At 50.5% G+C, this 19,661-nt stretch carries 22 protein-coding genes and 1 pseudogene; 5 read left to right on the plus strand and 18 right to left on the minus strand.

Features of this window, described 5'->3' with window-relative positions:
- Window positions 1-896: 896 nt before the first annotated feature.
- Entirely contained in the window at window positions 897-1,292 is a 396-nt protein-coding gene (locus tag JHD74_RS23530; RefSeq protein ID WP_024530942.1) for a hypothetical protein, read from the plus strand.
- A gap of 136 nt (window positions 1,293-1,428) precedes the next feature.
- On the opposite strand, the gene JHD74_RS23535 is transcribed toward JHD74_RS23530, so the two are convergent.
- The gene (locus JHD74_RS23535; protein ID WP_199063623.1) at window positions 1,429-2,166 is read right to left on the minus strand and encodes a bifunctional 2-polyprenyl-6-hydroxyphenol methylase/3-demethylubiquinol 3-O-methyltransferase UbiG; all 738 of its coding nucleotides are present in this window, start codon (window positions 2,164-2,166) and stop codon (window positions 1,429-1,431) included.
- Between the two features lie 259 nt (window positions 2,167-2,425).
- On the opposite strand from JHD74_RS23535, the gene JHD74_RS23540 reads away from it, so the two are divergent.
- The gene (locus JHD74_RS23540) at window positions 2,426-2,881 is read left to right on the plus strand and encodes a GNAT family N-acetyltransferase (protein ID WP_024530944.1); all 456 of its coding nucleotides are present in this window, start codon (window positions 2,426-2,428) and stop codon (window positions 2,879-2,881) included.
- 51 nt (window positions 2,882-2,932) lie between these two features.
- Here the strand turns inward: JHD74_RS23540 and JHD74_RS23545 are convergent, their stop codons facing one another.
- From JHD74_RS23545 to JHD74_RS23555, 3 genes are all read right to left on the minus strand, one after another.
- The gene (locus JHD74_RS23545; RefSeq protein ID WP_199063624.1) at window positions 2,933-3,460 is read right to left on the minus strand and encodes a rhodanese family protein; all 528 of its coding nucleotides are present in this window, start codon (window positions 3,458-3,460) and stop codon (window positions 2,933-2,935) included.
- 7 nt (window positions 3,461-3,467) lie between these two features.
- Complete coding sequence (locus JHD74_RS23550) at window positions 3,468-3,770, minus strand: helix-turn-helix transcriptional regulator (RefSeq protein ID WP_199063625.1); 303 nt, start codon at window positions 3,768-3,770, stop codon at window positions 3,468-3,470.
- Window positions 3,771-3,896: 126 nt separating this feature from the next.
- On the minus strand, window positions 3,897-4,535 hold the full coding sequence (locus JHD74_RS23555) for a LysE family transporter (RefSeq protein ID WP_199063626.1): 639 nt from the start codon (window positions 4,533-4,535) through the stop codon (window positions 3,897-3,899).
- A 215-nt stretch (window positions 4,536-4,750) separates the two neighbouring features.
- Between JHD74_RS23555 and JHD74_RS23560 the strand changes: the two genes are divergently transcribed.
- Window positions 4,751-5,098: a DUF6404 family protein gene (locus tag JHD74_RS23560; protein ID WP_199063627.1), complete on the plus strand. Its 348-nt coding sequence runs from the start codon at window positions 4,751-4,753 to the stop codon at window positions 5,096-5,098.
- 52 nt (window positions 5,099-5,150) lie between these two features.
- Here JHD74_RS23560 and JHD74_RS23565 read toward each other — a convergent pair whose 3' ends face one another.
- The 13 genes and pseudogenes from JHD74_RS23565 to JHD74_RS23620 form a co-directional block, all read right to left on the minus strand.
- Window positions 5,151-5,408 (minus strand): hypothetical protein, encoded by a 258-nt coding sequence (locus JHD74_RS23565; RefSeq protein WP_098929996.1) that lies wholly within the window; start codon window positions 5,406-5,408, stop codon window positions 5,151-5,153.
- A gap of 58 nt (window positions 5,409-5,466) precedes the next feature.
- The gene (locus JHD74_RS23570) at window positions 5,467-6,696 is read right to left on the minus strand and encodes an MFS transporter (protein ID WP_199063628.1); all 1,230 of its coding nucleotides are present in this window, start codon (window positions 6,694-6,696) and stop codon (window positions 5,467-5,469) included.
- Between the two features lie 15 nt (window positions 6,697-6,711).
- The gene (locus JHD74_RS23575) at window positions 6,712-7,473 is read right to left on the minus strand and encodes an ABC transporter ATP-binding protein (RefSeq protein WP_199063629.1); all 762 of its coding nucleotides are present in this window, start codon (window positions 7,471-7,473) and stop codon (window positions 6,712-6,714) included.
- A complete protein-coding gene (locus JHD74_RS23580; RefSeq protein ID WP_370592699.1) occupies window positions 7,473-8,489 on the minus strand; it encodes a FecCD family ABC transporter permease in 1,017 nt (338 codons plus the stop codon). Before JHD74_RS23580 ends, JHD74_RS23575 begins: the two co-directional genes overlap by 1 nt.
- 17 nt (window positions 8,490-8,506) lie before the next feature.
- The gene (locus JHD74_RS23585) at window positions 8,507-9,508 is read right to left on the minus strand and encodes an ABC transporter substrate-binding protein (protein ID WP_094982617.1); all 1,002 of its coding nucleotides are present in this window, start codon (window positions 9,506-9,508) and stop codon (window positions 8,507-8,509) included.
- Window positions 9,509-10,021: 513 nt separating this feature from the next.
- Window positions 10,022-10,435, minus strand: a pseudogene (locus JHD74_RS26705) (GFA family protein).
- A gap of 204 nt (window positions 10,436-10,639) precedes the next feature.
- Window positions 10,640-11,149: a hypothetical protein gene (locus JHD74_RS23590; protein ID WP_199063631.1), complete on the minus strand. Its 510-nt coding sequence runs from the start codon at window positions 11,147-11,149 to the stop codon at window positions 10,640-10,642.
- Between the two features lie 575 nt (window positions 11,150-11,724).
- The gene (locus JHD74_RS23595; protein WP_199063632.1) at window positions 11,725-14,031 is read right to left on the minus strand and encodes a primase-helicase zinc-binding domain-containing protein; all 2,307 of its coding nucleotides are present in this window, start codon (window positions 14,029-14,031) and stop codon (window positions 11,725-11,727) included.
- Window positions 14,032-14,041: 10 nt separating this feature from the next.
- A complete protein-coding gene (locus JHD74_RS23600; RefSeq protein WP_025119866.1) occupies window positions 14,042-14,383 on the minus strand; it encodes a DUF5375 family protein in 342 nt (113 codons plus the stop codon).
- Entirely contained in the window at window positions 14,380-14,643 is a 264-nt protein-coding gene (locus JHD74_RS23605) for a hypothetical protein (protein WP_199063633.1), read from the minus strand. Before JHD74_RS23605 ends, JHD74_RS23600 begins: the two co-directional genes overlap by 4 nt.
- The gene (locus JHD74_RS23610) at window positions 14,640-15,188 is read right to left on the minus strand and encodes a host cell division inhibitor Icd-like protein (protein ID WP_199063634.1); all 549 of its coding nucleotides are present in this window, start codon (window positions 15,186-15,188) and stop codon (window positions 14,640-14,642) included. Before JHD74_RS23610 ends, JHD74_RS23605 begins: the two co-directional genes overlap by 4 nt.
- Before the next feature lie 5 nt (window positions 15,189-15,193).
- Window positions 15,194-15,442 (minus strand): hypothetical protein, encoded by a 249-nt coding sequence (locus JHD74_RS23615; RefSeq protein WP_161739810.1) that lies wholly within the window; start codon window positions 15,440-15,442, stop codon window positions 15,194-15,196.
- Window positions 15,439-15,699, minus strand: a complete 261-nt coding sequence (locus JHD74_RS23620) for an AlpA family transcriptional regulator (RefSeq protein ID WP_199063635.1) — start codon at window positions 15,697-15,699, stop codon at window positions 15,439-15,441. Before JHD74_RS23620 ends, JHD74_RS23615 begins: the two co-directional genes overlap by 4 nt.
- Before the next feature lie 548 nt (window positions 15,700-16,247).
- Here JHD74_RS23620 and JHD74_RS23625 point away from each other — a divergent pair.
- Together JHD74_RS23625 and JHD74_RS23630 are read left to right on the plus strand one after the other, a co-directional pair.
- Window positions 16,248-16,970, plus strand: coding sequence for an NAD-dependent aldehyde dehydrogenase (locus tag JHD74_RS23625; protein ID WP_199063636.1), 723 nt, complete (start codon window positions 16,248-16,250; stop codon window positions 16,968-16,970).
- Window positions 16,967-17,206 carry an ogr/Delta-like zinc finger family protein gene (locus tag JHD74_RS23630; protein ID WP_199063637.1) on the plus strand — a complete coding sequence of 80 codons (240 nt, stop codon included), beginning with the start codon at window positions 16,967-16,969 and terminating at the stop codon, window positions 17,204-17,206. Before JHD74_RS23625 ends, JHD74_RS23630 begins: the two co-directional genes overlap by 4 nt.
- 266 nt (window positions 17,207-17,472) lie before the next feature.
- Here the strand turns inward: JHD74_RS23630 and JHD74_RS23635 are convergent.
- Window positions 17,473-19,661 (minus strand): hypothetical protein (locus JHD74_RS23635; protein ID WP_199063638.1); only part of this gene is annotated, 2,189 nt, incomplete at its 5' end.

A 19,661-nucleotide genomic window follows, 5' to 3' on the forward strand; every position in this document is an offset into this window, starting at 1 on the left:
CCCCCCCACACCCAGTTGGCATCGTCGGCAGCGTCAGATGTGTATAAGAGACAGGTAAGACAGGTACCTCTGCAGTCCTAAAAGTTGGTGATCATGGTATTGGTGGGACAACCGCGCCTACGGTTAGCGATCCAAATGCAGTTGGCACAAATCAGTTTGTACGAATTCCTAGTGGTACGAAAAATTCACCTGGTACGGCTGCATGGGCCGGAATAAATTCAGGTTTTGATGGCGGTTCAAGATATCAGCTTCTATGGGAGCAAGGGACCTCTGCAGTAAACCTTCAAACGAGAATTCGTGAGCCGTTAGGAAATTGGAGCCCTTGGAAGAAAATTGTAACAGATGAGTCTGTTGCCCAAATTGTTGCGCCTTTAATTCCATCTACAGGTAATGGTGAGCGCTATTGCAAAATTGCGGAGCAAAGCATTACTACGACTGGCAATCGTGGAATGGTGTTCATGGTGACACAAGGTCGACAGTATGGTGAATTGGGGATGGATATCTCCTATATTTACTTCTGTGCAAGAGGAGCAACGACTACATCACTTGCTGCTAATGGGCTTCATCACATAAAATTAGGTTCGACCTCTGCTAATTCTAGTGCTAATGATATTCATTGCGGTGCTGTATATAATTCTGATACATCCATGTGGGAGTTGTGGGTTTCTGGAAACGGATACAATTGCCCAAGAGTTTCTCTTATTGGCAACGTCGAAACCGGAACGATGAATGGTGTTACAACTGATGTAGATTTAGTATGGAGACCAACTAGGCCATCGGGTTACACAATTGCATCTGAAAAGCGCACTTGGACAGATTTTAACACCACCGTAGACGCCAACGGTTTCCTGAAAAAAGCCTCACCCATCGCCCGTCTCTCCAGTAACCCAGAGAAAATGCCCGACGAATACCTGGATGGCTTTACCTTGTCGGGGCTGGCTGCGGTGAATGGCGAGGCTGCGGGCGTTACCGCTGAGCGAGTCTCGGTTGGCGTATATAAAGTGACAGGTTCGCTAGGTTTCGCACTGGAAGGTTGGAACATCGAAGTCCCACAAGACGTCAACGGTAACCGCCTATGCTTCGTCGCTACCGAAGCGGCCGAAGACGGCACGATCACGGTCAAGGTGAGCAAACGCCGCTTTGATATTGATACCGCAGCAATCGTGGCCGGGGAGCCGATGGATATTCCTGAAGGGCGCTGGATCGATCTGCGCTTGGAGATGCCGCCGGTTGAGGAAGTTCAGAGCGAGCCAGAGCCTGAAAGCCACGAAGGCGAAATGGCGAGCGAGTAAGTTGTACCGGCAGTGAAACGGTGTTGTCCTGAGGTTGCCCAGAACCGTTCGTTGTGAATAAGCTTGGAAAGTATTGGGGGGAGGCAGCCTCCCCAATATTGGATGTTTTAACGATATTTAATAAAGCGAATAGCCATTACGCAGCGGGTTTTTGTACCGCCAGGATAAAGATCATCGGGCGTTCTTTTTCTTCATCCAGTGCCGGGTTGTCGGCAATCTGCTGAGCTGAAGGACCCCACTCGTTCAGATAGCGGATGGTGAATCCCTGCTGGACCAGCAAATTGATATAGGTGCCCAGCATACGGTGCTGCTTAATCACTCCTTCTGCCAGCCAGTTGGAAATACGTTGCCCTTCTTGCTGATAACCATTGATCGGCCAGGATTTTTGCCCTGCCTCATCCACTAACCAACCCTGATGCTTTGGCGCAGTATAAATCGGGTGCTCGGCGGTAAAAATAAACTCCCCACCATTCACCAATGCCTGATAAACGGTTGCGAACAGCTTGCCGAGGTCTTCGATATAGTGCAGCGTCAGCGAGCTGTAAACCAAATCAAAGCTGGCTGCTGGCAGTTGTAGAGCTTCCAGATCCTGCTGGCGGTATTCAATAGCCGGATCTTCGGTCATCTCTTTCGCCTTGCCCAACATCTTCTCTGAAAGATCCATTCCCAGTACCTGGGCTGCACCTTGCTCACGAGCACTGCGGCAGAACCAACCGTAGCCACAGCCAAGATCGACCACCTTTTTGCCCTGTAAATCGGGCAGGATGCTGCGGATGGTTGACCATTCCGGTGCACCATCTAAACCCTGTACTGAACGGCTGAGTTGCGCATAGCCGTCGAAGAAGGTTTGATTGTCATAGATATTTTGCGACATAACGTCTCCTGTATTAAATAAACCGCATAACAGCGCGGCGCGTTAATGGTATTCGTTCAGCAAACAGACTGCCAACAAAAATAGGGCCTCTACCCCCTGTCTTTCAAGCTGCAGCGTTGTTACCTGCACTTGTCCACCCCAGTCACTTACAAAAGTAAGTTCCTGGGGATGACCAAGCTTGTCGCCTAGCTGCAACTTGAAATCCAAAGGGTATAGGTGTGTATTTATGAGTGTAAAACTTTGTCATAGAGGGGCCTGAGTGAAAATTATTTCGGTGCGTCAGGAGCCAGCCTATCGCGATGTGGCTATCGATTATTTCCAGCGACAGTGGGCATCGCCAGAGACCATGATGCTGTATCAAGACTCGATAACCCGTTGTATCGACGCGGTAAATCCGCTGCCGCAGTGGTATTTGTTGCTGGATGGGGAAACCGTTGTGGGTTGCGCGGGTCTGATTACCAATGACTTTATCAGCCGCATGGAACTGTATCCGTGGCTATGTGCGTTGTACGTCGATGAGCATTATCGTGGGCAAGGTTGCGGCGCATTGTTGGTCAACCACGTAGCCAAGGCCGCAAGCGAACTGGGATTTACCCGTTTGCATCTGTGTACCGATCATGTGGGTTATTACGAGAAATTGGGTTTCAGCTTTGATGGGCTTGGTTATCACCCGTGGGGCGAGTCGTCACGGGTCTATTCGTTGGGTCTTGCCTAGTGGCGTAGCGGTTAAACGGGCGCAGCGGCGCCCCTACGGTTGAGCATCTCGCTATTTGGGCTGGTTCCAAGGCATTTTGACCAACAGCGTCGCCATTCCGCAAAATCCGCTGATGCCAGCAAATAGCAACCCAGCACCTACAAAGCCGGACAGCAGGAAGAACAGGGGGGATATGACATACCCCAAGATTGTCCCTGCCAGAATAAGTGAGCCAGTAGCAATCTGCACCTGTCGCATGATGGGAAGCGGCTGGTTCTTACCCTTCATGATAGGCAATCCCTGTTGCTTCCAGCCGTTGATACCTCCTTCAAGCAGGTAAACCTTGGCAGGTGTTGCGGCCCCTGCCAATAGCGCTGCGTTTTCTGCCGTACGGCGGCCAGACTGACAGTGAAAAATCACTACATCCTCCTCGTTAACCGCCTGCGGTTTCCCACCTTTCTCAATATCAGTCAGCGACAGCAAGCTGGCTTGGGCAATATGCTCGTGGGCATATTCATCCATTCCGCGAATATCCAGCAGCTGCGCTCCCTGCATGATAAATTTTTGCGCTTGCTGGGCAGTTATCGTTTCTATGTTCATGGTGTCCTCAGGGGCAATAGATGGCTTTTAGCGTGCTGATGACCTGCTGCACGGCGCTATTTTTAATCGAGTAGTTGATGCGCTGCCGATCGCGGGTGCTTTCAATCAGCCCTTCCTCGCGCATCTTGGCCAGATGCTGTGATGTCGCTGATGGGCTAAGCCCGGTAGCTAGTGCTAACTCGCCGGCACTGGTGCCTGGAGCATCAACCAGCATACAAAAGATCAACAGGCGGCGGGGGTTGCTCATGGCTTTGAGCAACGTCGCGGCGGCATTGGCGCTGGCAAGCAGCGAGGCGTTTTCGTCAGTCATTAATTACTTTAGTATTTTCTAAATTTAGTAAACACTAAAGTAATTAACGGGAAAATGCACGTGTTTTTTCAAGCGGCAGGCAAAGGCCCAAACTTGATCTCACTCACACCATTGGATATATAGCGGCTATAGGGAGCGGCGCGTGAGGCCTTCGTAAATCAGCTTAATGGCGAAAGCCCCGATCACCACACCGATCGCTCGGCTGGCTATCCGTTGCATGCTGGCATAGGTGCGCCGTACCGCTGGCAAGGAGAATGCCTGGCTGAGAAAAACGCGCCAGATAACCGAACTGAGCACTATTCCCAGCCAGGCACTCAGTTTGGCCCAGGTGGGTGTATTGGGGCTCAGGGTTACGGAGAAGATACTGATGAAAAACAGCACCGTCTGCGGATTAGAGAGATCGGTGATCAGGCCCCGGCGGAAGAAGATATACCAAGGCGCACTGAGTGGTTGTTGCAGCGCAGGGGAGTGTGGCGTTGCCTGCTTATTGATACTCTTATAGGCAAACCATAGAAGATATAACCCGCCGACGATCTTGATGAATGAGAAGATCCCCTCGCATTGGGTGATCAACGTTGCCATGCCAAACAGGCCAAGCCCGGAATAAACGGCGTCACCCAGCGCTACGCCAAGCCCGGTGAGCATGCCTGCACGGCTACCGGAGGCCAGGCTGGTCTGCACCACGACGAACAGGTTGGCGCCGGGGTTGAAAAACGTTAATACAAACAGGCCGATCGTCAGGGTGATTGCATGTAGTGGATCCATCTCGGCTATCCTTTCTGTGCTCAAACGCCAATGATATGGCTAGTCCTGCACCGGCGATGCGAATCGCATCACATCTATAGCTGAGGTAATGATAGAACCATCTCTGGCCCACTATAGGGCGAGGATCTAAACGATGAAAAGCTCTTAACTGGCAGTTCTCAAACTATGCTCGATCTGATAAAAAATAGACTTGTTGCTAGTGAAGGGACTCAACTATGACGTTTGATGAAAAAAAAGAACGAGCATTAGCGTTGATGGCAGAGAAAAAAATGTGGCGTAGCAATTATGCTCCACCGCTCCTGCGCCTGCTGTGGAAGTTTGGCGTCCAGATGCCACCGCCACCGTTTATGCCGTTCTGGTTGAATGTGCTTTGCTTCGGTGGCTTTTTTGGCTCTGTGTGGGGCCTGTTTATGTGGTTTACGACTTGGAAAAGCGAATGCTACAGCGTATTGATGGCGCTGCAGACAAGCTTGTTGGCTGGTGGACTGTTTGGCTTGATGATGGCGCTATATCACTATTGGCGAAAGCGAGTAAACAAGCTGCCGGACTGGGACAGTCTTTGATAGATGAGTGGGGGCATAAGTCAGTCGCCTGAACCCCCAGCAAGCTGTGCCTTCAGCCTTTCGGCAATAAGGCACCAATCAGTGAGGTAAACACGCCCCCAGTAGTAAAGGCATGCGCTGTTTTGTATTCCTCACCCCTGATGTCTTTAAATCTGGCAAGGGCCGCTTGCGGGGAAGTGGATTGCAACTCTTCAAATTGCTTGGCATAGCCTTTATCTAACAGGTGTTTCTGATTGTCTGTGAAATCAGGTACAGAGTTATCCAGTACCACAATCTGCTCGCCCTTCACGAAAAAACTGTAAATCACCATAGTATCTTCCTTAAGTTAGTGTCACGACGATCCCAAGATCGGATGAATGTTGTGCAGACTATTTTCGCATAGGTCGACAAATCACAACCATTGCTATCGCGCTGCAAAATGGGAAAAATGCCAGTTGTAGCCAGGGGAAAATGGCCTCATGGGAAGGGACCAATGCGGCGTCAAGTTGGTTGCCGAGAAAGAAATTTCCCGCTAATACCGCACATCCTCCGGATGAGGCAAGTGCACCATAGTGTGCGCCCAGCGTCGATTCGTTAGCAAACCATGGGATCAAATCTTTCACTGAAGGCACCAGCAGCATTTGCCCCAGGGTCAGTAACGTCACAAAACAGGCGGCAGGCAAAAGCCGGTATCCGTTTTCTGGCGGAGGCGTGGCAGCAAACAGCGCGACGCTGAGAAACGAGACGGAAATAAGCAGAAAACCCATGGGCAGGATGCGCGCAGCTCCGATGTGGCGAGCAAAGCGTGCAAGCGGTAGCTGTAGGGCAATAATGAGTAGCGATGCCAGCACAAACAACGGGCCAAGATCTTTTTCACTGCCGCCAGCACGTTGGATCTCCACAGGCAGCGCAAAATATAACTGGTTATAGCTTAACAGCCATGAGCTATAGGCGATAATAAAGGCGACAAACCGTGGTTTACGGAATGTCGTCCACCACGGAAGGATGTTTAGTGTCTGTTTCCTGACATTCGCAGCGGGAAGGCAGAAAAACAACACCACCAGTGCGACGACGAAGACACCAGCCCCCGCCAGAGCCACCTGACGAAAACCCAACCCTGTCAACAAAGCCCCTGCCACCGGCCCCAGAACTGCCCCCAGCTCTCCACAAACCGCAAATAACGCAAACCATTCCGCCCGGCTGCGTTTGCCCTGTAATTCGCTTTGCGTTCCAGCCTTTGCCAGTAACGCTTCGATTGACGGAGAGAACAGGGCACCGCCAATGCCTGTAAGACAGGCGCCAATGATAATCGGACATAGTGACTGCCCAAGTGCCAGTAGCAGATAGCCCGCCACACGGATCATACAGCCGCAGAGGATAATGATACGTGCACCGTAGCGATCGGACAACGCGCCGCCAACGATAAACATGCCTTGCTGAGAAAACGTTCGCAAACCTAATATCAGCCCGATGAGTCCACCGGACAGCATCATATCGTCGCGTAAAAACACGGCCAGAAACGGCACTACGGCGTAAAAGCCAATGTTAAAAACAAACTGGCTGCCCAGTAATACAGGCGGCCAGACCTGAGTTACTGAGCGCAAAATTGGCAAAGACATGCTAGTGACCTGGTCTTAAGCGATGTAGTGGATATGTTTTTTTCCGTGGAAGGGAGAGATTTCAATCTTTGTCTCTACCTTGAATACATCCCAAAGCAGTGACTCTGTGAGGATCTCCTGCGGGCTACCTGCGGCGACGATCTGGCCCTGTTGCATCACAATCAACGAGTCGCAGAACATGGAGGCGTGGTTGAGGTCATGAATAGCCACAATGCTGGTCACTGGCAGTTCGCTGACGAGTTTCATCAACTGTATCTGATGGCGGATATCCAGATGGTTGGTCGGCTCATCCAGGAGGATCTCCGTCGGCGATTGTGCGAGAGCTCGTGCAATGTGAACACGCTGGCGTTCGCCACCCGATAAACTCTGCCACCCCTGTTCACTTTTGCTAAGCATATCGACACGCTGGAGCGCGGCGGTGACAGTATCGTCATCCTGCGTACTCCAGTTAGAAAACGGGGAGTGATGGGGAATACGCCCCAGTTTGACCACGTCGGCAACGCGCATATTGGCCTCGGTCATGCCGTGCTGCTCTACAAAAGCTACCCGGCGTGCCAACTGCTTTTTGGTTATCTGGGCGATATTTTGCCCGTCCAGCGTGACAGTACCTGAGTGGGGGCGTCGTAATCCAGCGAGGATCCGCAACAGTGATGACTTTCCGCAGCCGTTAGGGCCCAGTAGTCCGACGGTTTCTCCACTCGAAACGCTCAGCGAGATGTTGTTGACGATGGTTTTTTTACCCACACTCCAGGTAATATTTTCAGCGGCGATACTCATCACTTATTCCTTGAGCGGTAGATGATAACGGCAAAGAATGGCACGCCAACCAGCGCGGTGACCACGCCGACCGGAAGACTTTGCGGGGCTATCAATAAGCGCGAAGCTATATCGGCCAGCACCATCAAGATGGCACCTGCCAATGCGCAGGTGATAAGTAACCTGCGATGCAATGGCCCAAAGAAGAAGCGCATGACGTGCGGAACGACCAAGCCCACAAAGCCGATAGAACCTGCCATGCTGACGATGGTTGCTGTGATCAGCGCAGTGATGGTGAACAGGATCAGGCGAACCCAGGGCACGGCAATGCCCAGCGAGGCGGCTGCATCATCGCCAAAAGTAAAAGCATCCAACGCTCGAGAATAGTAAAGGCATACCGCAAGCCCTACCAGTACGACGACCAGCGCCAGTTGAAACTCAGGCCATCTCACGCCGCTGAAACTGCCCAGCAACCAAAACATCACGTCACGCGCCTGCTGCGCGCTAGCGGATGTGCTGATGGTGTAAGCAGTAATCGCGTTGAAGAGTTGAGACGCAGCAACGCCCGCCAGAATGGTGCGCTCATTGCCACCGCGTGCGCCATTGGTCAAAAAGGCGACAAAGGCAAAGGCGGCAAATGCCCCTGCAAATGCCCCGGCGGAGAGCGACACGGCACCGGTGCCGATACCCAAAACGACCACTGAAACCGCGCCGGTTGAAGCGCCAGCAGAAACGCCAAGCACGTAAGGTTCTGCCAGAGCATTCTTCAGCAGGCTTTGCAGCACTGCACCGCATATTGCCAACCCGGCACCGCAGCAGGCCGCGACAAGCGCACGGCTCAGGCGAAAGTCCCAAATCACACTTTCGTAAATGCGGCTAAGGGGTACCTCTGTCAGTCCGAGTTTATTGCTTATGGCATAGAACACGCTTCGCAGCGGGATAGAAAGCTCACCTACGCTAACGCCAATCGCGATCACCAGGAATAACAACACCACTGAAAAAACACTCGACGCGGCTAGCAGAAACGTCTGTTTCATCGGCTGTGACACTACTGTCATTTATCTAGCCCAAGATTTCTGAGCTGTTCGCCAACTTGTTCTGCACCATAGATGGTGCGAATCGTTGGGTTCATTGCCTGACCATCCATCACGACGATGTGGCCTTTTTTCACCGCGTCTAATTGACTAACCGCAGGATCGGTTTTGAGAAATTTAATCTTTTCTTCTGCGTTATCGAGCGCCCAGCGATTTCGGTCAAGGCTTGAAACTACTATCACATTGGGGTTAGCGGCAATGATGCTTTCCCAACCGACGGTTGGCCACTCAGTCTCTGAGGTGATGGCGTTATGGCCGCCTAACAGATTAGCGATAAAACCGGAAGCGCTGTTCTTGCCGCCGACATAGGCATCAGAGGAGGGGGAAGAGCTAGAGAACCAGAAGACAAACGAAAGGTCTTGGTTGTTTTTTCCGAACTCTCGGCGAAGGTCTGCTTCGCGTTGTTTAAAATCGGCAATTAGCGCCTGGCCGCGATCTTCGACGTTGAAGATTTTGGCAAAGTCTGCAATCTCTTGATAAAGGAATGTCATGTCCCACAGTTTTTGGCGGCTACCGTACATATCGCCAATGTCTTTTTTGGTTGCGCACATGCCAGGAGACATGTAGCTATTCACGCCAACGGTGGCGAGATCTTCGCGCTTGGCGACTTTACTTTCTGGGCCGAGCAGCAAAGGCAGTTGTGCGGGAACAAAATCAGGGTTTTGCGCAAGAATAGATTCCAACGTCGGTATTTCTACCGTCAGCGTTTTGATTTTTTCATTCTGTTCAGCTAGTTGCGGCAGCACTTTGGTTGGCCAAAACGCACTGGCGACTATCTTGTCCTGCAACCCCAATAGCAGCAGAATTTCGACGGTATTTTGTCCCAGTGCGACGACGCGCTCGGGGGCTTTGGTAAACGTCTCTTTATACCCACAATTCTCAATCGTTAGAGGATACGTGGTTGCCAAAGCAGAGCTGGCCGAGGCGAGCACCATTCCTAACGCACAGATGACCTTTTTCATTTAACACAACTCTTAACGGAATGAATGTTGACTGCGAAAGCGCAATGATAATGAAAATTATTTATTATGCGATAAAAATTTACTGCTTAACCCATGGGGAAAAAACGCATTAAATACACATCAAGACTAGGGATTTAGGCGGCGAAAAACACGTTAAGTTGGGCATGAGGCCGCGGGTAACCGTTTCACCTGATTTTGGCTTTGCATCAGCTCCCTCTGACTAAGGGGCTGTAGGGGGATGTTGGTCACCGTACGTGATAAACACTAACAAAACAGAGCTGGCATCTTGGGCGAACTTATCAAACACGAACGAAGCAATATTTCAGACGCAGCCAAAAAGATATGTAAAAAGCTGCCCCTTTCGGTTGAACATCAAAGAATTCGAGAACAACAAGAAGACCGACAATACGAATAGCGGTTTGAATGACAATAACTCAATTGGAGCATTTGTCTGTCATCGTAGCGGTTCTTCATGGGCCGCTTCGTGCCAAAAGCAAGCGGACGTTAAAACCATCAAGGTGTGCGAATCAACGGAGAGCAGGTCAGGCTATCAGGAAACAGTTTCTGCCACCACTCGGGTTTCATATCTTCAAACGAATGATACTCCGGTGTCAGCGCAGGATCGTTTGGATTATCAAATACTCCACTCAGTAATGCGATTATGGGGCCGTCATCTATGGCTCCAATGGAACTGCCACACCGTGGGCAAAAGGCTCGGCTTGAGGCTGGTGAGGAGCGGTAGGTTGCGGGTTTGCCACCTTCCCCGATTCATTGCACATTGGAGGCCGAAAACTCAATCCATACGGCGGATTGGGCACCGGTATGCTTTTGGCAAATATCGCATGAGCAGGTGTGTGGATTTGCTGGGCTGGTTGCCTTAAAGCGTATGGCTCCGCACAGGCAGCCGCCGGAAAACTTGTTGGTCATGCGTATTTGCTCGATGGTTGAGTGGGAGTTTAAAATTAGCAGGTGAGGTTTGAGATCGCTATGGTTGGTTAGCAGGTAAAGTGGCCAGTGCTTGCCTTGCCAAAGACACAAAAAAGCCAGCAACGTAAATTGCGGTTTTTTTCGTTCTTGTAGCCGGGTCTACCTGGTGTCGTTGATGGTTCCACCCATGCTGAGTCACATCATTTAATTAGCAAAATTCTCGAATTGAAAAATAACTTTTTGTTGGTAACCCGTTTCTTCTATCACGCAGTAGGTATCGCCCGATTGGCTTTCAATAATGCCACCGACGGTCATTGATGCGCTGTTTTCTTCGTAGGCAAATTGATAGTTAGCCTGATCGAAGAAGCGCTGTAGGTAAGGTTTTACCTGCTCAAAAACTTCGTGGTGAGGGCAACTTATATAAAAGGTGACAATGTCTAGTTGGTCGGTCATCTCTCGATACAGGTCAGCGATGAAGTAGGTTTCTGTAAATCTGGATGATGTGAATACCAGGATATCGCCAGTCCCTACCGCAATCTCGTCAAAATAGTAATCGCATAGGTCACAGAGATTAAGACTGATGTACATGGCCTCCAGCGCTGTTTTTAAATCTGCATTGGGGAAGAGAGAGCCGTGCTCGTCAGGGCAACATGTCCAGTCAGTCATAGAGACACAGACAGTAAAAACTGTGCTTGGTATTTGTGCTGTCATCATCAATCCTTGGGGATGGTTATTAGTAGTAAGTTACGGCAAAGCTGCCAAGAAAAAAAGATTTATAGAAAAACTGGTCACACTGTTCACTTTTGAATTTTATCTATATAAATCATTGCATTAAAGGGTGATGAGTTTTCCGGGAACTGTGCACAACTCTTCACTCCAGTGTGAACAGTCCCGATCTGTAAACACAAAGCCAGCCGGAACGTTGCCACAAAAAAAGATTTATGGAAAAACTGGTCACACTGTTCACTTTTTGCATTTTATCTATATAAATCATTATATTAAGTGGTGATGAGTTATCCGAGAACTGTGCACAACTGTTCACTCCAGCGTGAACAGTGGCGATCGGCAAGCACAAAAAAACCGGCCGGAGCCGGTTTTGCCGTTGTAATGAAAGGGGGTAGCTAAAGGCCCGTAAGCGGGCCGAAGAGTCACCGCTACATTTTCCCTGGTGTTGGACTGTATGCGGTTTATACAAGGGACTATAAATGCCTCATTGCGGCAGCGTCCAATGGGTTCGGCAGATCAATAGCTGCGTATTGATCGGTGAAAACGATCGTGACCGCGTTCACTCAGTGGGCTTCACACTTGGGTAGCCAATCGGCCTCGCAATCCTCACTCAGTACCAGGTTGGTCTTGCGCTTAAGCAAGGTGATCTCGTATTCGCGCAAGGTCTGCGGGATGGCTCGTCCGAATGCCGTCAGATTCAACGGGTATTTGTGCCCTCGCGCCTCCATATAAGACAGGTAAGCGTGATACAGATATTTACGCGGGTTGGCGGGCACAATATTGGCGTTTCCCATATACAGGCCGTGGGGTTCACTCTCTTCCAGCAGGTAGCCACAAAAATCAACCAGCGGATCAGCACTGCGTTTGATTTCCAAGGCTTCATCCGAGTGTTGCTGCGCCTGGAGCAGATCGCGGGCATCGTTCGGGTTGGCAAAGCGTTGCATCAGGTGGCGTACAATCACCGCCAGTTCGCCGGTAATTTTGGTCAGGAGCTGCGGATCGCGTTCATGGGTCGGTATCACCTCGGGGAACGGCAGGATCACCCGGCGACGGGATACGCCACCGCTGCGGTCACTGAATTGCATCGGGTTGTTGTTCACCGCCAGGATCACCGCTGGAATATGGGTGGAGTAGCCGTCACGGTATTTCGGGTCGATGGCGACGGCATCACCGCCGGTGATCGCCTTGATGCCTGCCCCGTCACCGCTCCATTTCTCCTGGTCAGGCAGGATAATCAGCGAGAACCCGACCACCGAGGCCCGATCCCGCGAGGATTCGAGCGTATCGATAGAGGCCGAGGTGGTGTTGTCTTTCCCCGCCAGCAGGCTGGCGATCGAGGCCATCACGCTTTTACCGCTGCCACCTGGCCCGGTCACTTCCAGGAACATCTGCCAGTCATAGCGGTTGGCCAGCACCATAAAGAGCGCCGCGAGGATACGTTCCCGTTTGTCGGGTTGTTGCCCGGCGGCCCGCGTCAGCCAGCGCCAGAAGTGCGGCGCGTGGTCGGCCAGATTTTCCCCGGCCTTGGATGGCGTGTAATCCACGCTGTTCACGGTGCGCAGCCAGTGGGTTTTCTGGTGGGTGCTAAACTGGCCGGTGACGGTATCAAATACCCCATTACGAAAGCCAATCAACTGGCGGGCCGGGGTGCCCATCTGCGGCACCATCAGTTTAAGCGTATCCAGGACGCTGCCGATCCCGGAGGCAGAGAACGGGGCGCGGATTTTCTGGAACAGGGCGGCAATTTCCCGGCTGAGTACCCGGTAAGGCAATACCTGCCATGCGCCGTTCTCGTAGCGGCATAAATCTTCCCCCACCGGCGGCACCGCCAGCAAGTGTTGGTAGTGTTCGGCCAGCAGTGCGGCTTTCTCACTGGCGCTCATGGCTTTCAGGTCGGCATCGCTGAGGGTGTCGAACGGGCTAGGGTGCTGCGGTGGGTTAAACGCCTGCAACTGTGCCAGGGTAGGGAGTTTGCCCTGTTGCTGATAGAGATCGTTCCAATCACCGACCACGGGCGGTAATGCCAGTGTAGCGCCGGTCAGTTGGGCGGCCTCGGTGGCGCGTGTCTGGCCGGTGCCGTTCTCGTCATTGTCGGCGGCCAGCAGTAGCAATGCATCCGGGTATTGTGCGCGCAACTGTTGCGCCAGGGCGGGCAGGTTATTGGCACTGAGCGCAATACAGACGCTTTCCCCGGTCAGTTGATGCACGGTCAGCCCGGTGGCGTAGCCTTCCGTTAACCAGATCACCGCGTGATCCGGCCCGGCCAGAGAATGGCAGGCGTCTTTGACCTGTCCCCCGGCCAGGGTGCGCTTGTCGCCTGCGGTGTTGATCAACTGGACGTTAACCACCTCCCCGGCGGCATTGGTCAGCGGTAACAGCAGGTCACCGGGTTGGTAGGTGATACCCCCCACGCGCAGGGGCTTACCCTGTAAGGTCAAGGTGTCCACATCCGGCCAGCCTTTGCGGCTCAGGTAGGCATTGCCTGCCTGGGGGACGGCAGCGGCCAACAGTTGGCGGGCCTGTTCGGCGGCTTGCTGCCGGGCCTGGGTTTTCTCCTGTTGGCTATCCGGCACCGGTAACGGGGCGTATGAGGTGTTGCCCAATACCCCGGCCACCTTGCTGGCGGCCTCTTTGGTGGTCACCGCCAGCGCCTTTTCGACCAGTGACAGACCATCCCCGCCGCCGCACTGGTTGCAGAACCAGGTTCCACGTCCTTGCTGGTTATCAAAGCGAAAACGGTCTTTACCGCCGCATACCGGGCAAGGCTGCGCCCGGCCCCCGGCGGTGATGTGAATGCCCAGGGCAGGAAGTAATACCGGCCATTGGCCGGTTGCTGCACGTGAGGTCTGTGAAACGTTTAATAGCGTCATCGTCGCCTCCTTAATGCACGGTCGTATTAGCGGTGGCGGCGAGCTGGTCACAGCACAGTTCGTCCATCATCTTTTGCCCTAACGGCGTCAGGCGGGGAGGAGCGACCAGGATATCCGGCTGCACCATATCCCCCAACATGGCACACGCCATGTCCATGCCCTCTTCCGGGCCATGCTGACCAACAAAGTAGCCTTCCAACTGCATGGCGATGGTCATTTGCAATTCATCCAGCGAGTAACCGAGGCTAAGTCCATAAAAGGCACAGGTGTCGAGATAGGCTTGTGCCACGGCACGGCGATATACCGCTGTACGCACTTCAATAGGCAGGCAGGATTGATTGAGTGTGTTCATGCGGCGGTCGCCTCCAGGTTGTGATTGATATGGGATTCGCAGGTGGTGACCACCTGTCCGAGTTGGTCGGTCAGTACCGCCACCACAGAAGCCAGTGCGCCTTGCTGGAAGCTGTCCGGGCGTTGGCCGCAGCAGTTCATCTGATCGAGCATATCGAGGAACAACACCCCGACAGAGTGCGCATGCTGCAAGCGCAGGAAATCGGCGTGCGGGATCGGGTAGTGGGTATCGCTATAGAAACGGGCGGCCAGGGTATTCATGCCACCTCCGCGACAGGCAGACGGCCCGCGAACGACAGCACGTAATCACGTACCAGGGCGCGGCGGGCGGCGTGTTCACAGGTGGCGACGGTGCGCAGCATGCAGGGCTGTAATGTGGTGGTGTTGCGGCGCACGGCAGCAAACAGGAAGATAAATTGCGGGTGTGACGGGGTGAGGGTAGTAGCCATAGGGGCAGCCTCCAAGGTTAACGAATTACCGCTACCACCGAAGTTTCCACGCTTATGGGTGGTAGCCCAGACGGGGGTGGAAATACCGGCAACCTTGGGAACCGGCCTGACAAAAGTCAGCCCCGCCTGAGCCACCATTGTTTGATAGCCACAGTAGCATAAAAACCACTGTGCAAAAAATGAGTGCACTAAGGCCACGACATAAAAAAACACGCATGGCGCGTGTTCTGTTGTCGCCAAGATTAAGCTCGGGTTTCCACGCCCGGCTGTCGATTTTGCGACAGCGCAAGGACTATAACGTAGGGCTTGCCGCCAGGGCAAGCCGGAAAACGCATACGGATGTTCAATCGATCGCATAGTGATCAACAGTCTGTTAAAACGGAGGTTTTGTAGCTGTCGGCAGCGTTGGAAAGCGGTACATGGCGCACTTGGGGCCGGTGGTAAATCGATGGCCCCTGGCAAGTAAGGGCAATCACGCCATGCTGGGCGCTGTGGCGTTCAGACAAGGCCATTTTAGGGTTCTTGCGTAGCATCAGGATAGCTTCTGCCACAAACAGGGCATCGCTGTGATCCAGGCTGAAGGTTTGTTGGCCGAGCGTCAGGAGCATCATACAGCGGCCTCCGGGTGACGGTTGGCGATACGTTCAGCCATCCATTCTTCAACCTCAGACTCAAGCCAGGCAACATTCTTACCGCCCAGGGAAATCTGGCTGGGGAACTGTGAACGTCCAATCATTTCATACACGGTGGAGCGGGAAAGGCCGGTGGTATAGAGCACCTCAGGCAGGCGCATAAAGCGATCGCGGGACGTGGGATCGGTCAGGGTTGGCGCGGGGGTAGAACGGGACGGTGTGGCAACTGCAAGCATGGTTATGCTACCTCGTTTGTATCCGGTGGTGACTCACCGGGACTGTGTGGACTCGTGTGGTAGCGCCCTATTATGTGAATATTTTTCATGATGGCAACAAGGGCTTGTTGTGTGGTGGAGAGCTATAACTGATTGTAAAACAATCAAATTAAAGAATTGGCAAACATTGGCAACTTAAAGGTAAACAGAGGCAAAAACATTAACCGCTAGAAGTGGTTAAGTGTGGATTAATAATATAAATAAACATTATTAAAGAGGGTTTTTAAGGCTAGCCAGGGAAAAGGTCAATTTTGGGCAGAGTGAACAGTAGTGAACAGTGAGTGATGAGTTTTACAGTAACTGTTCACTACTTTACTTACTGATTTAACTCTATTTTTTACTAAAGTGAACAGTAGTGAATAGTTTATATAAAAACTAAAATCTCGGTGGTGGTTTTCTGGGCGATTTCACGGGGTGTTGTCCTGCCGGTGATCCAACGGGCATTGATAGCGATGTTGTGCGGTTATCAACAGAATGGCGACACATTGACGAACGCCGGAGACACCACAATGAGTACCACGCTACCCAAGTCCATCACCCAAAAGCTGCAAGCGCTGCGTGACGCCCGCGCCGCCCACGACAAAAACGCCCAGGAGCTAACGGAGGTCGTAACAGGTATCGCCCGTTGCCATCAACAGAAGAAAGACACCGAGGTGGAAAGTCTCGAAGCGGAAAGCCAGTGGCGTACCCTGTTCCGCAAACTGCGTGGGGAAATGACCCCAGAGTTGCAAGCGCAGCACCACAGCCGGATCTCCAAGCGGGAACTGACCAAAGAGTTCGACGGCCTGATAGAAGAAATGGAGGTGGATAAAATGTATCTCCACCTTTGCTGTGGAACGACGGCCCCCAAGCTGGTCGACGCGCACCGAGAGGCGTTGAACGCCTTTGCCGAGCACGCAATGAGCCAGGCCGTGGACGCCCTGGGGAAAGCGCTCCTGAGTGCCGATGTTATCAATGCCTGCTCATTGGCAAAGAAAGCCTACAGTGTTTACCACGATAACCCGATGAGCGTGATTGAACAGAGCGTATTGGGGGTGCTGACTGCGCATGTTATTACGGCTACGGCGCAAAAGAACATTGAGCACCCGGTGCTGAGTGAAATCGGACTGGCACAGCCCGAGGAAACGGGGGTATTACCGGCGCTGCGCGACAGCCCAGTCAAACGCTGGCAGTTGGCAACGGAAATAGCGGAAAAACGCAAGAAATTTAAGGAACGGGGGATTAAATCATGATGCGTTGTCCGTTTTGCCGCAGTGGTTCACATACCCGCACCAGCCGGTATTTAACCGAACAGACCAAAGAGGCGTATTACCAGTGCCAGAATATCGACTGTTCCAGCACCTTTAAAACGCGGGAAAGTATTGAGCATGTTATTCAGCGGCCCTTGCCACCGGAAACTATTCCGGCACCGCCCCCGCCGGAACGCCGAACGTTAAACCGTTACAGTAACAATAATCACCTGCATTGATTAACCATCCCCGCATCTTTCACCAGGATGCGGTTTTTTGCTTTCTACCGCTCTCCCGAAAACAGCCTTTTTTCTGGCTAGCCTGCCTCAAACTGCGCGTGCATGCATAGAGTGCATGATTTTGCATGCGTAAAATGCGTGTGTTTAGCCTACCTTGCCCCAGTGCTGGCGCGGCCTCAAGCCCGCTATGCATCTGCATGAAATGCGACACATAAAGCGGGCAGGCGAGGCGGGGATAGCATTGCGCGCCTCGACTAAATGACAGATTAAAAAGGTATACCTCCTAAATTTCTCTTAAGAAGCGCTTGAACTCTCGGTCGACCACTAGCAGATGAGGTGAATTGTAACCCCGAGCGGTATATCTCTGGTAAGTAAAATCGATCTTCTATAGGTTGGTCTGTATCTTCATATATTACTCCTAACTCCTTCAATGAAGTAAGTAAAGAGAGATCTAAGCCTACTTCGAGAGGATTAAAAGGAACTTTTTTTAATTCAGGTTTTATGCTCTTAAGTTCATCAATCCATTGTTTTAAAGGTTTAATTTCTTTTTCTGCCTCATCAACTTTCTCTTGGCTGCACAATTGTAATGAACGTCTTATTGCTTCTGGTGCAAGAACTCTATCTGCCCAGAATTCAACCTTAATTCCATTTGAAGGTGCTTTGAGCATTACATCTGCTGAAAATTTCAAAAACCTTACAAGGTCTCTTGCTTGAAGTCGGCCATTCAAATCGCATAACGCTGCGAATACCCATCTTGCAGAATTCGCTTCTTTAGAATTATCCCTACCTAATTTTTTTCCCCATAAACGCTCAAGATTAGTTAGAAGGAAGTTAAGGTTGCTTGATTCAGCCTCTTTTTCATTTGCATTTATAATGCCAGATTTAGCACTAATCCAATAAGCTAAACGCAGGAAAGAATCTGGAGTCCATTCAAGTCTAAATTGTTTATATTTGGATATATATTGTGGTACATTTTGTTTTATCGTCGATTGAACATAGTCAGCTCGAGCAAAGCAAATAAAACCAATTTTTCTGTCGTGTAATTCAGAAATTGCATTAGGAAGATTCAATAAAGCTCTGATGGCTGCATTATGGTTTGGTTCTTTCTCTGGAGAGTGAAATATATCTTCTATTCCATCGATTAAGATGACAAAGGATTTTTTATTTTCTGATAAACGCTTGTTCAGTATTTCCAATGATAAGCCGGAGTTTTCAAATTCCTCCAATAACAACTCAATCCAAAATGAATCCCAGTTAGTATCATTATTAATTAACGCCTCGTTAATTTTCTTTACTGTATCAGTTAAATTACTAATGTTTTTAGCTTCTAAAGATTCTAAGCATAACTTTCTGTTTGCAGAGACATTAGCCCTTACACTCTCATGTAAATTTGTTGATGAAATCCAAGGGAATATTATTGCATCCAACGAACTGTCAATATCACTATTAACCTTTTTTAAGAATTTATTCCAAGTAAAAGCTTTAGATACTTGCAGGTAGGTAAAGGTTTTTCCAGCACCTTTAGCACCAATTGAAACTACGTTTGGAAGAGTATCTGAGTAGTTTTTTGCAAGATTTCGAATTGGGTCAATTACAAGCATGTCTTCTTCGCTCGTATTTTCGGCAAACTGGAAAGATTCGCAAGTTTCAAGAAGACTCTGAAGTTCTATTTTATCAGACGCTGTATCACTTACTATAGGCAGTGACTCTATTGTTTCTTTAAGTGAAGCAGACCACAACAAGGCTGTATCATATATACTTGATTTTTTTAATAAAGATATAGATTGCTTGATATTTGATATGCTCATTAATTCTTCATTAAAGTCAAATTCTAGACATTCTATTCCTTGGGTTACCAGATCGTCATTATCCTTTTCAAAAGGAGGGTAGGATTTATTTATTGACTCAATGGCTTCTGTATAGGCAGGAAGTTCTCTTAACATACTTGTTAACATGCTTATAATAACAGTTGGCTTGGTTTCCTCCCTGTTATTATCTTCGAGCTTACGGTGAGATATATGTATTCTTTTTAGAATTTCACTTATTCCCACTATGGATTGTTTGGCAATCGTTGTAACGAAGATATGCTCAATTCGAGGATCGAAAATTATTGGACTCGAAAGCTCGCTCAAGCCAGCTCTTAAGTCAATTAGTATAAGATCAACATTAAGCTTGATGCCAAGCTCTCTGATATAGTCGCTAAGAATATAAGGGTTTTCGATATTTTTAGATATATTTTCAGGTGTAACCGGCATATCCATAATAGATTCTAGGGATAATGCTGATGGCATTATAAATAGCTCTTTTGCATCACCGTCAATACTAATTGAAGTTTTCCTCAGCTCACTCGCAAAAAAATCAATTGTTTTACTCACTTCACTAGAAGAATACTGTAACGCTTCTAAGAAACTCGTGAAAGAGACATTTCCTTTATTTTCTTCCTCAAGCCAAAGCG

It is taken from the genome of Serratia sp. ASV30 (genome assembly GCF_016428815.1).
In the GTDB taxonomy this organism is placed as follows: Bacteria; Pseudomonadota; Gammaproteobacteria; order Enterobacterales; family Enterobacteriaceae; genus Chania; species Chania fonticola_C.

What these genes read in the sequence shown, in the direction of transcription:
- JHD74_RS23620 (WP_199063635.1), bottom strand. Translation starts at nt 15,699, where the DNA reads ATGCTTGCAGTTGCCACACCGTCCCGTTCTACCCCCGCGCCAACCCTG.
- JHD74_RS23550 (WP_199063625.1), bottom strand. Translation starts at nt 3,770, where the DNA reads ATGACTGACGAAAACGCCTCGCTGCTTGCCAGCGCCAATGCCGCCGCG.
- JHD74_RS23555 (WP_199063626.1), bottom strand. Translation starts at nt 4,535, where the DNA reads ATGGATCCACTACATGCAATCACCCTGACGATCGGCCTGTTTGTATTA.
- JHD74_RS23545 (WP_199063624.1), bottom strand. Translation starts at nt 3,460, where the DNA reads ATGAACATAGAAACGATAACTGCCCAGCAAGCGCAAAAATTTATCATG.
- JHD74_RS23560 (WP_199063627.1), top strand. Translation starts at nt 4,751, where the DNA reads ATGACGTTTGATGAAAAAAAAGAACGAGCATTAGCGTTGATGGCAGAG.
- JHD74_RS23615 (WP_161739810.1), bottom strand. Translation starts at nt 15,442, where the DNA reads ATGATGCTCCTGACGCTCGGCCAACAAACCTTCAGCCTGGATCACAGC.
- JHD74_RS23625 (WP_199063636.1), top strand. Translation starts at nt 16,248, where the DNA reads ATGAGTACCACGCTACCCAAGTCCATCACCCAAAAGCTGCAAGCGCTG.
- JHD74_RS23595 (WP_199063632.1), bottom strand. Translation starts at nt 14,031, where the DNA reads ATGACGCTATTAAACGTTTCACAGACCTCACGTGCAGCAACCGGCCAA.
- JHD74_RS23600 (WP_025119866.1), bottom strand. Translation starts at nt 14,383, where the DNA reads ATGAACACACTCAATCAATCCTGCCTGCCTATTGAAGTGCGTACAGCG.
- JHD74_RS23535 (WP_199063623.1), bottom strand. Translation starts at nt 2,166, where the DNA reads ATGTCGCAAAATATCTATGACAATCAAACCTTCTTCGACGGCTATGCG.
- JHD74_RS23605 (WP_199063633.1), bottom strand. Translation starts at nt 14,643, where the DNA reads ATGAATACCCTGGCCGCCCGTTTCTATAGCGATACCCACTACCCGATC.
- JHD74_RS23590 (WP_199063631.1), bottom strand. Translation starts at nt 11,149, where the DNA reads ATGATGACAGCACAAATACCAAGCACAGTTTTTACTGTCTGTGTCTCT.
- JHD74_RS23575 (WP_199063629.1), bottom strand. Translation starts at nt 7,473, where the DNA reads ATGAGTATCGCCGCTGAAAATATTACCTGGAGTGTGGGTAAAAAAACC.
- JHD74_RS23610 (WP_199063634.1), bottom strand. Translation starts at nt 15,188, where the DNA reads ATGCGATCGATTGAACATCCGTATGCGTTTTCCGGCTTGCCCTGGCGG.
- JHD74_RS23580 (WP_370592699.1), bottom strand. Translation starts at nt 8,489, where the DNA reads ATGAAACAGACGTTTCTGCTAGCCGCGTCGAGTGTTTTTTCAGTGGTG.
- JHD74_RS23570 (WP_199063628.1), bottom strand. Translation starts at nt 6,696, where the DNA reads ATGTCTTTGCCAATTTTGCGCTCAGTAACTCAGGTCTGGCCGCCTGTA.
- JHD74_RS23565 (WP_098929996.1), bottom strand. Translation starts at nt 5,408, where the DNA reads ATGGTGATTTACAGTTTTTTCGTGAAGGGCGAGCAGATTGTGGTACTG.
- JHD74_RS23530 (WP_024530942.1), top strand. Translation starts at nt 897, where the DNA reads ATGCCCGACGAATACCTGGATGGCTTTACCTTGTCGGGGCTGGCTGCG.
- JHD74_RS23585 (WP_094982617.1), bottom strand. Translation starts at nt 9,508, where the DNA reads ATGAAAAAGGTCATCTGTGCGTTAGGAATGGTGCTCGCCTCGGCCAGC.
- JHD74_RS23630 (WP_199063637.1), top strand. Translation starts at nt 16,967, where the DNA reads ATGATGCGTTGTCCGTTTTGCCGCAGTGGTTCACATACCCGCACCAGC.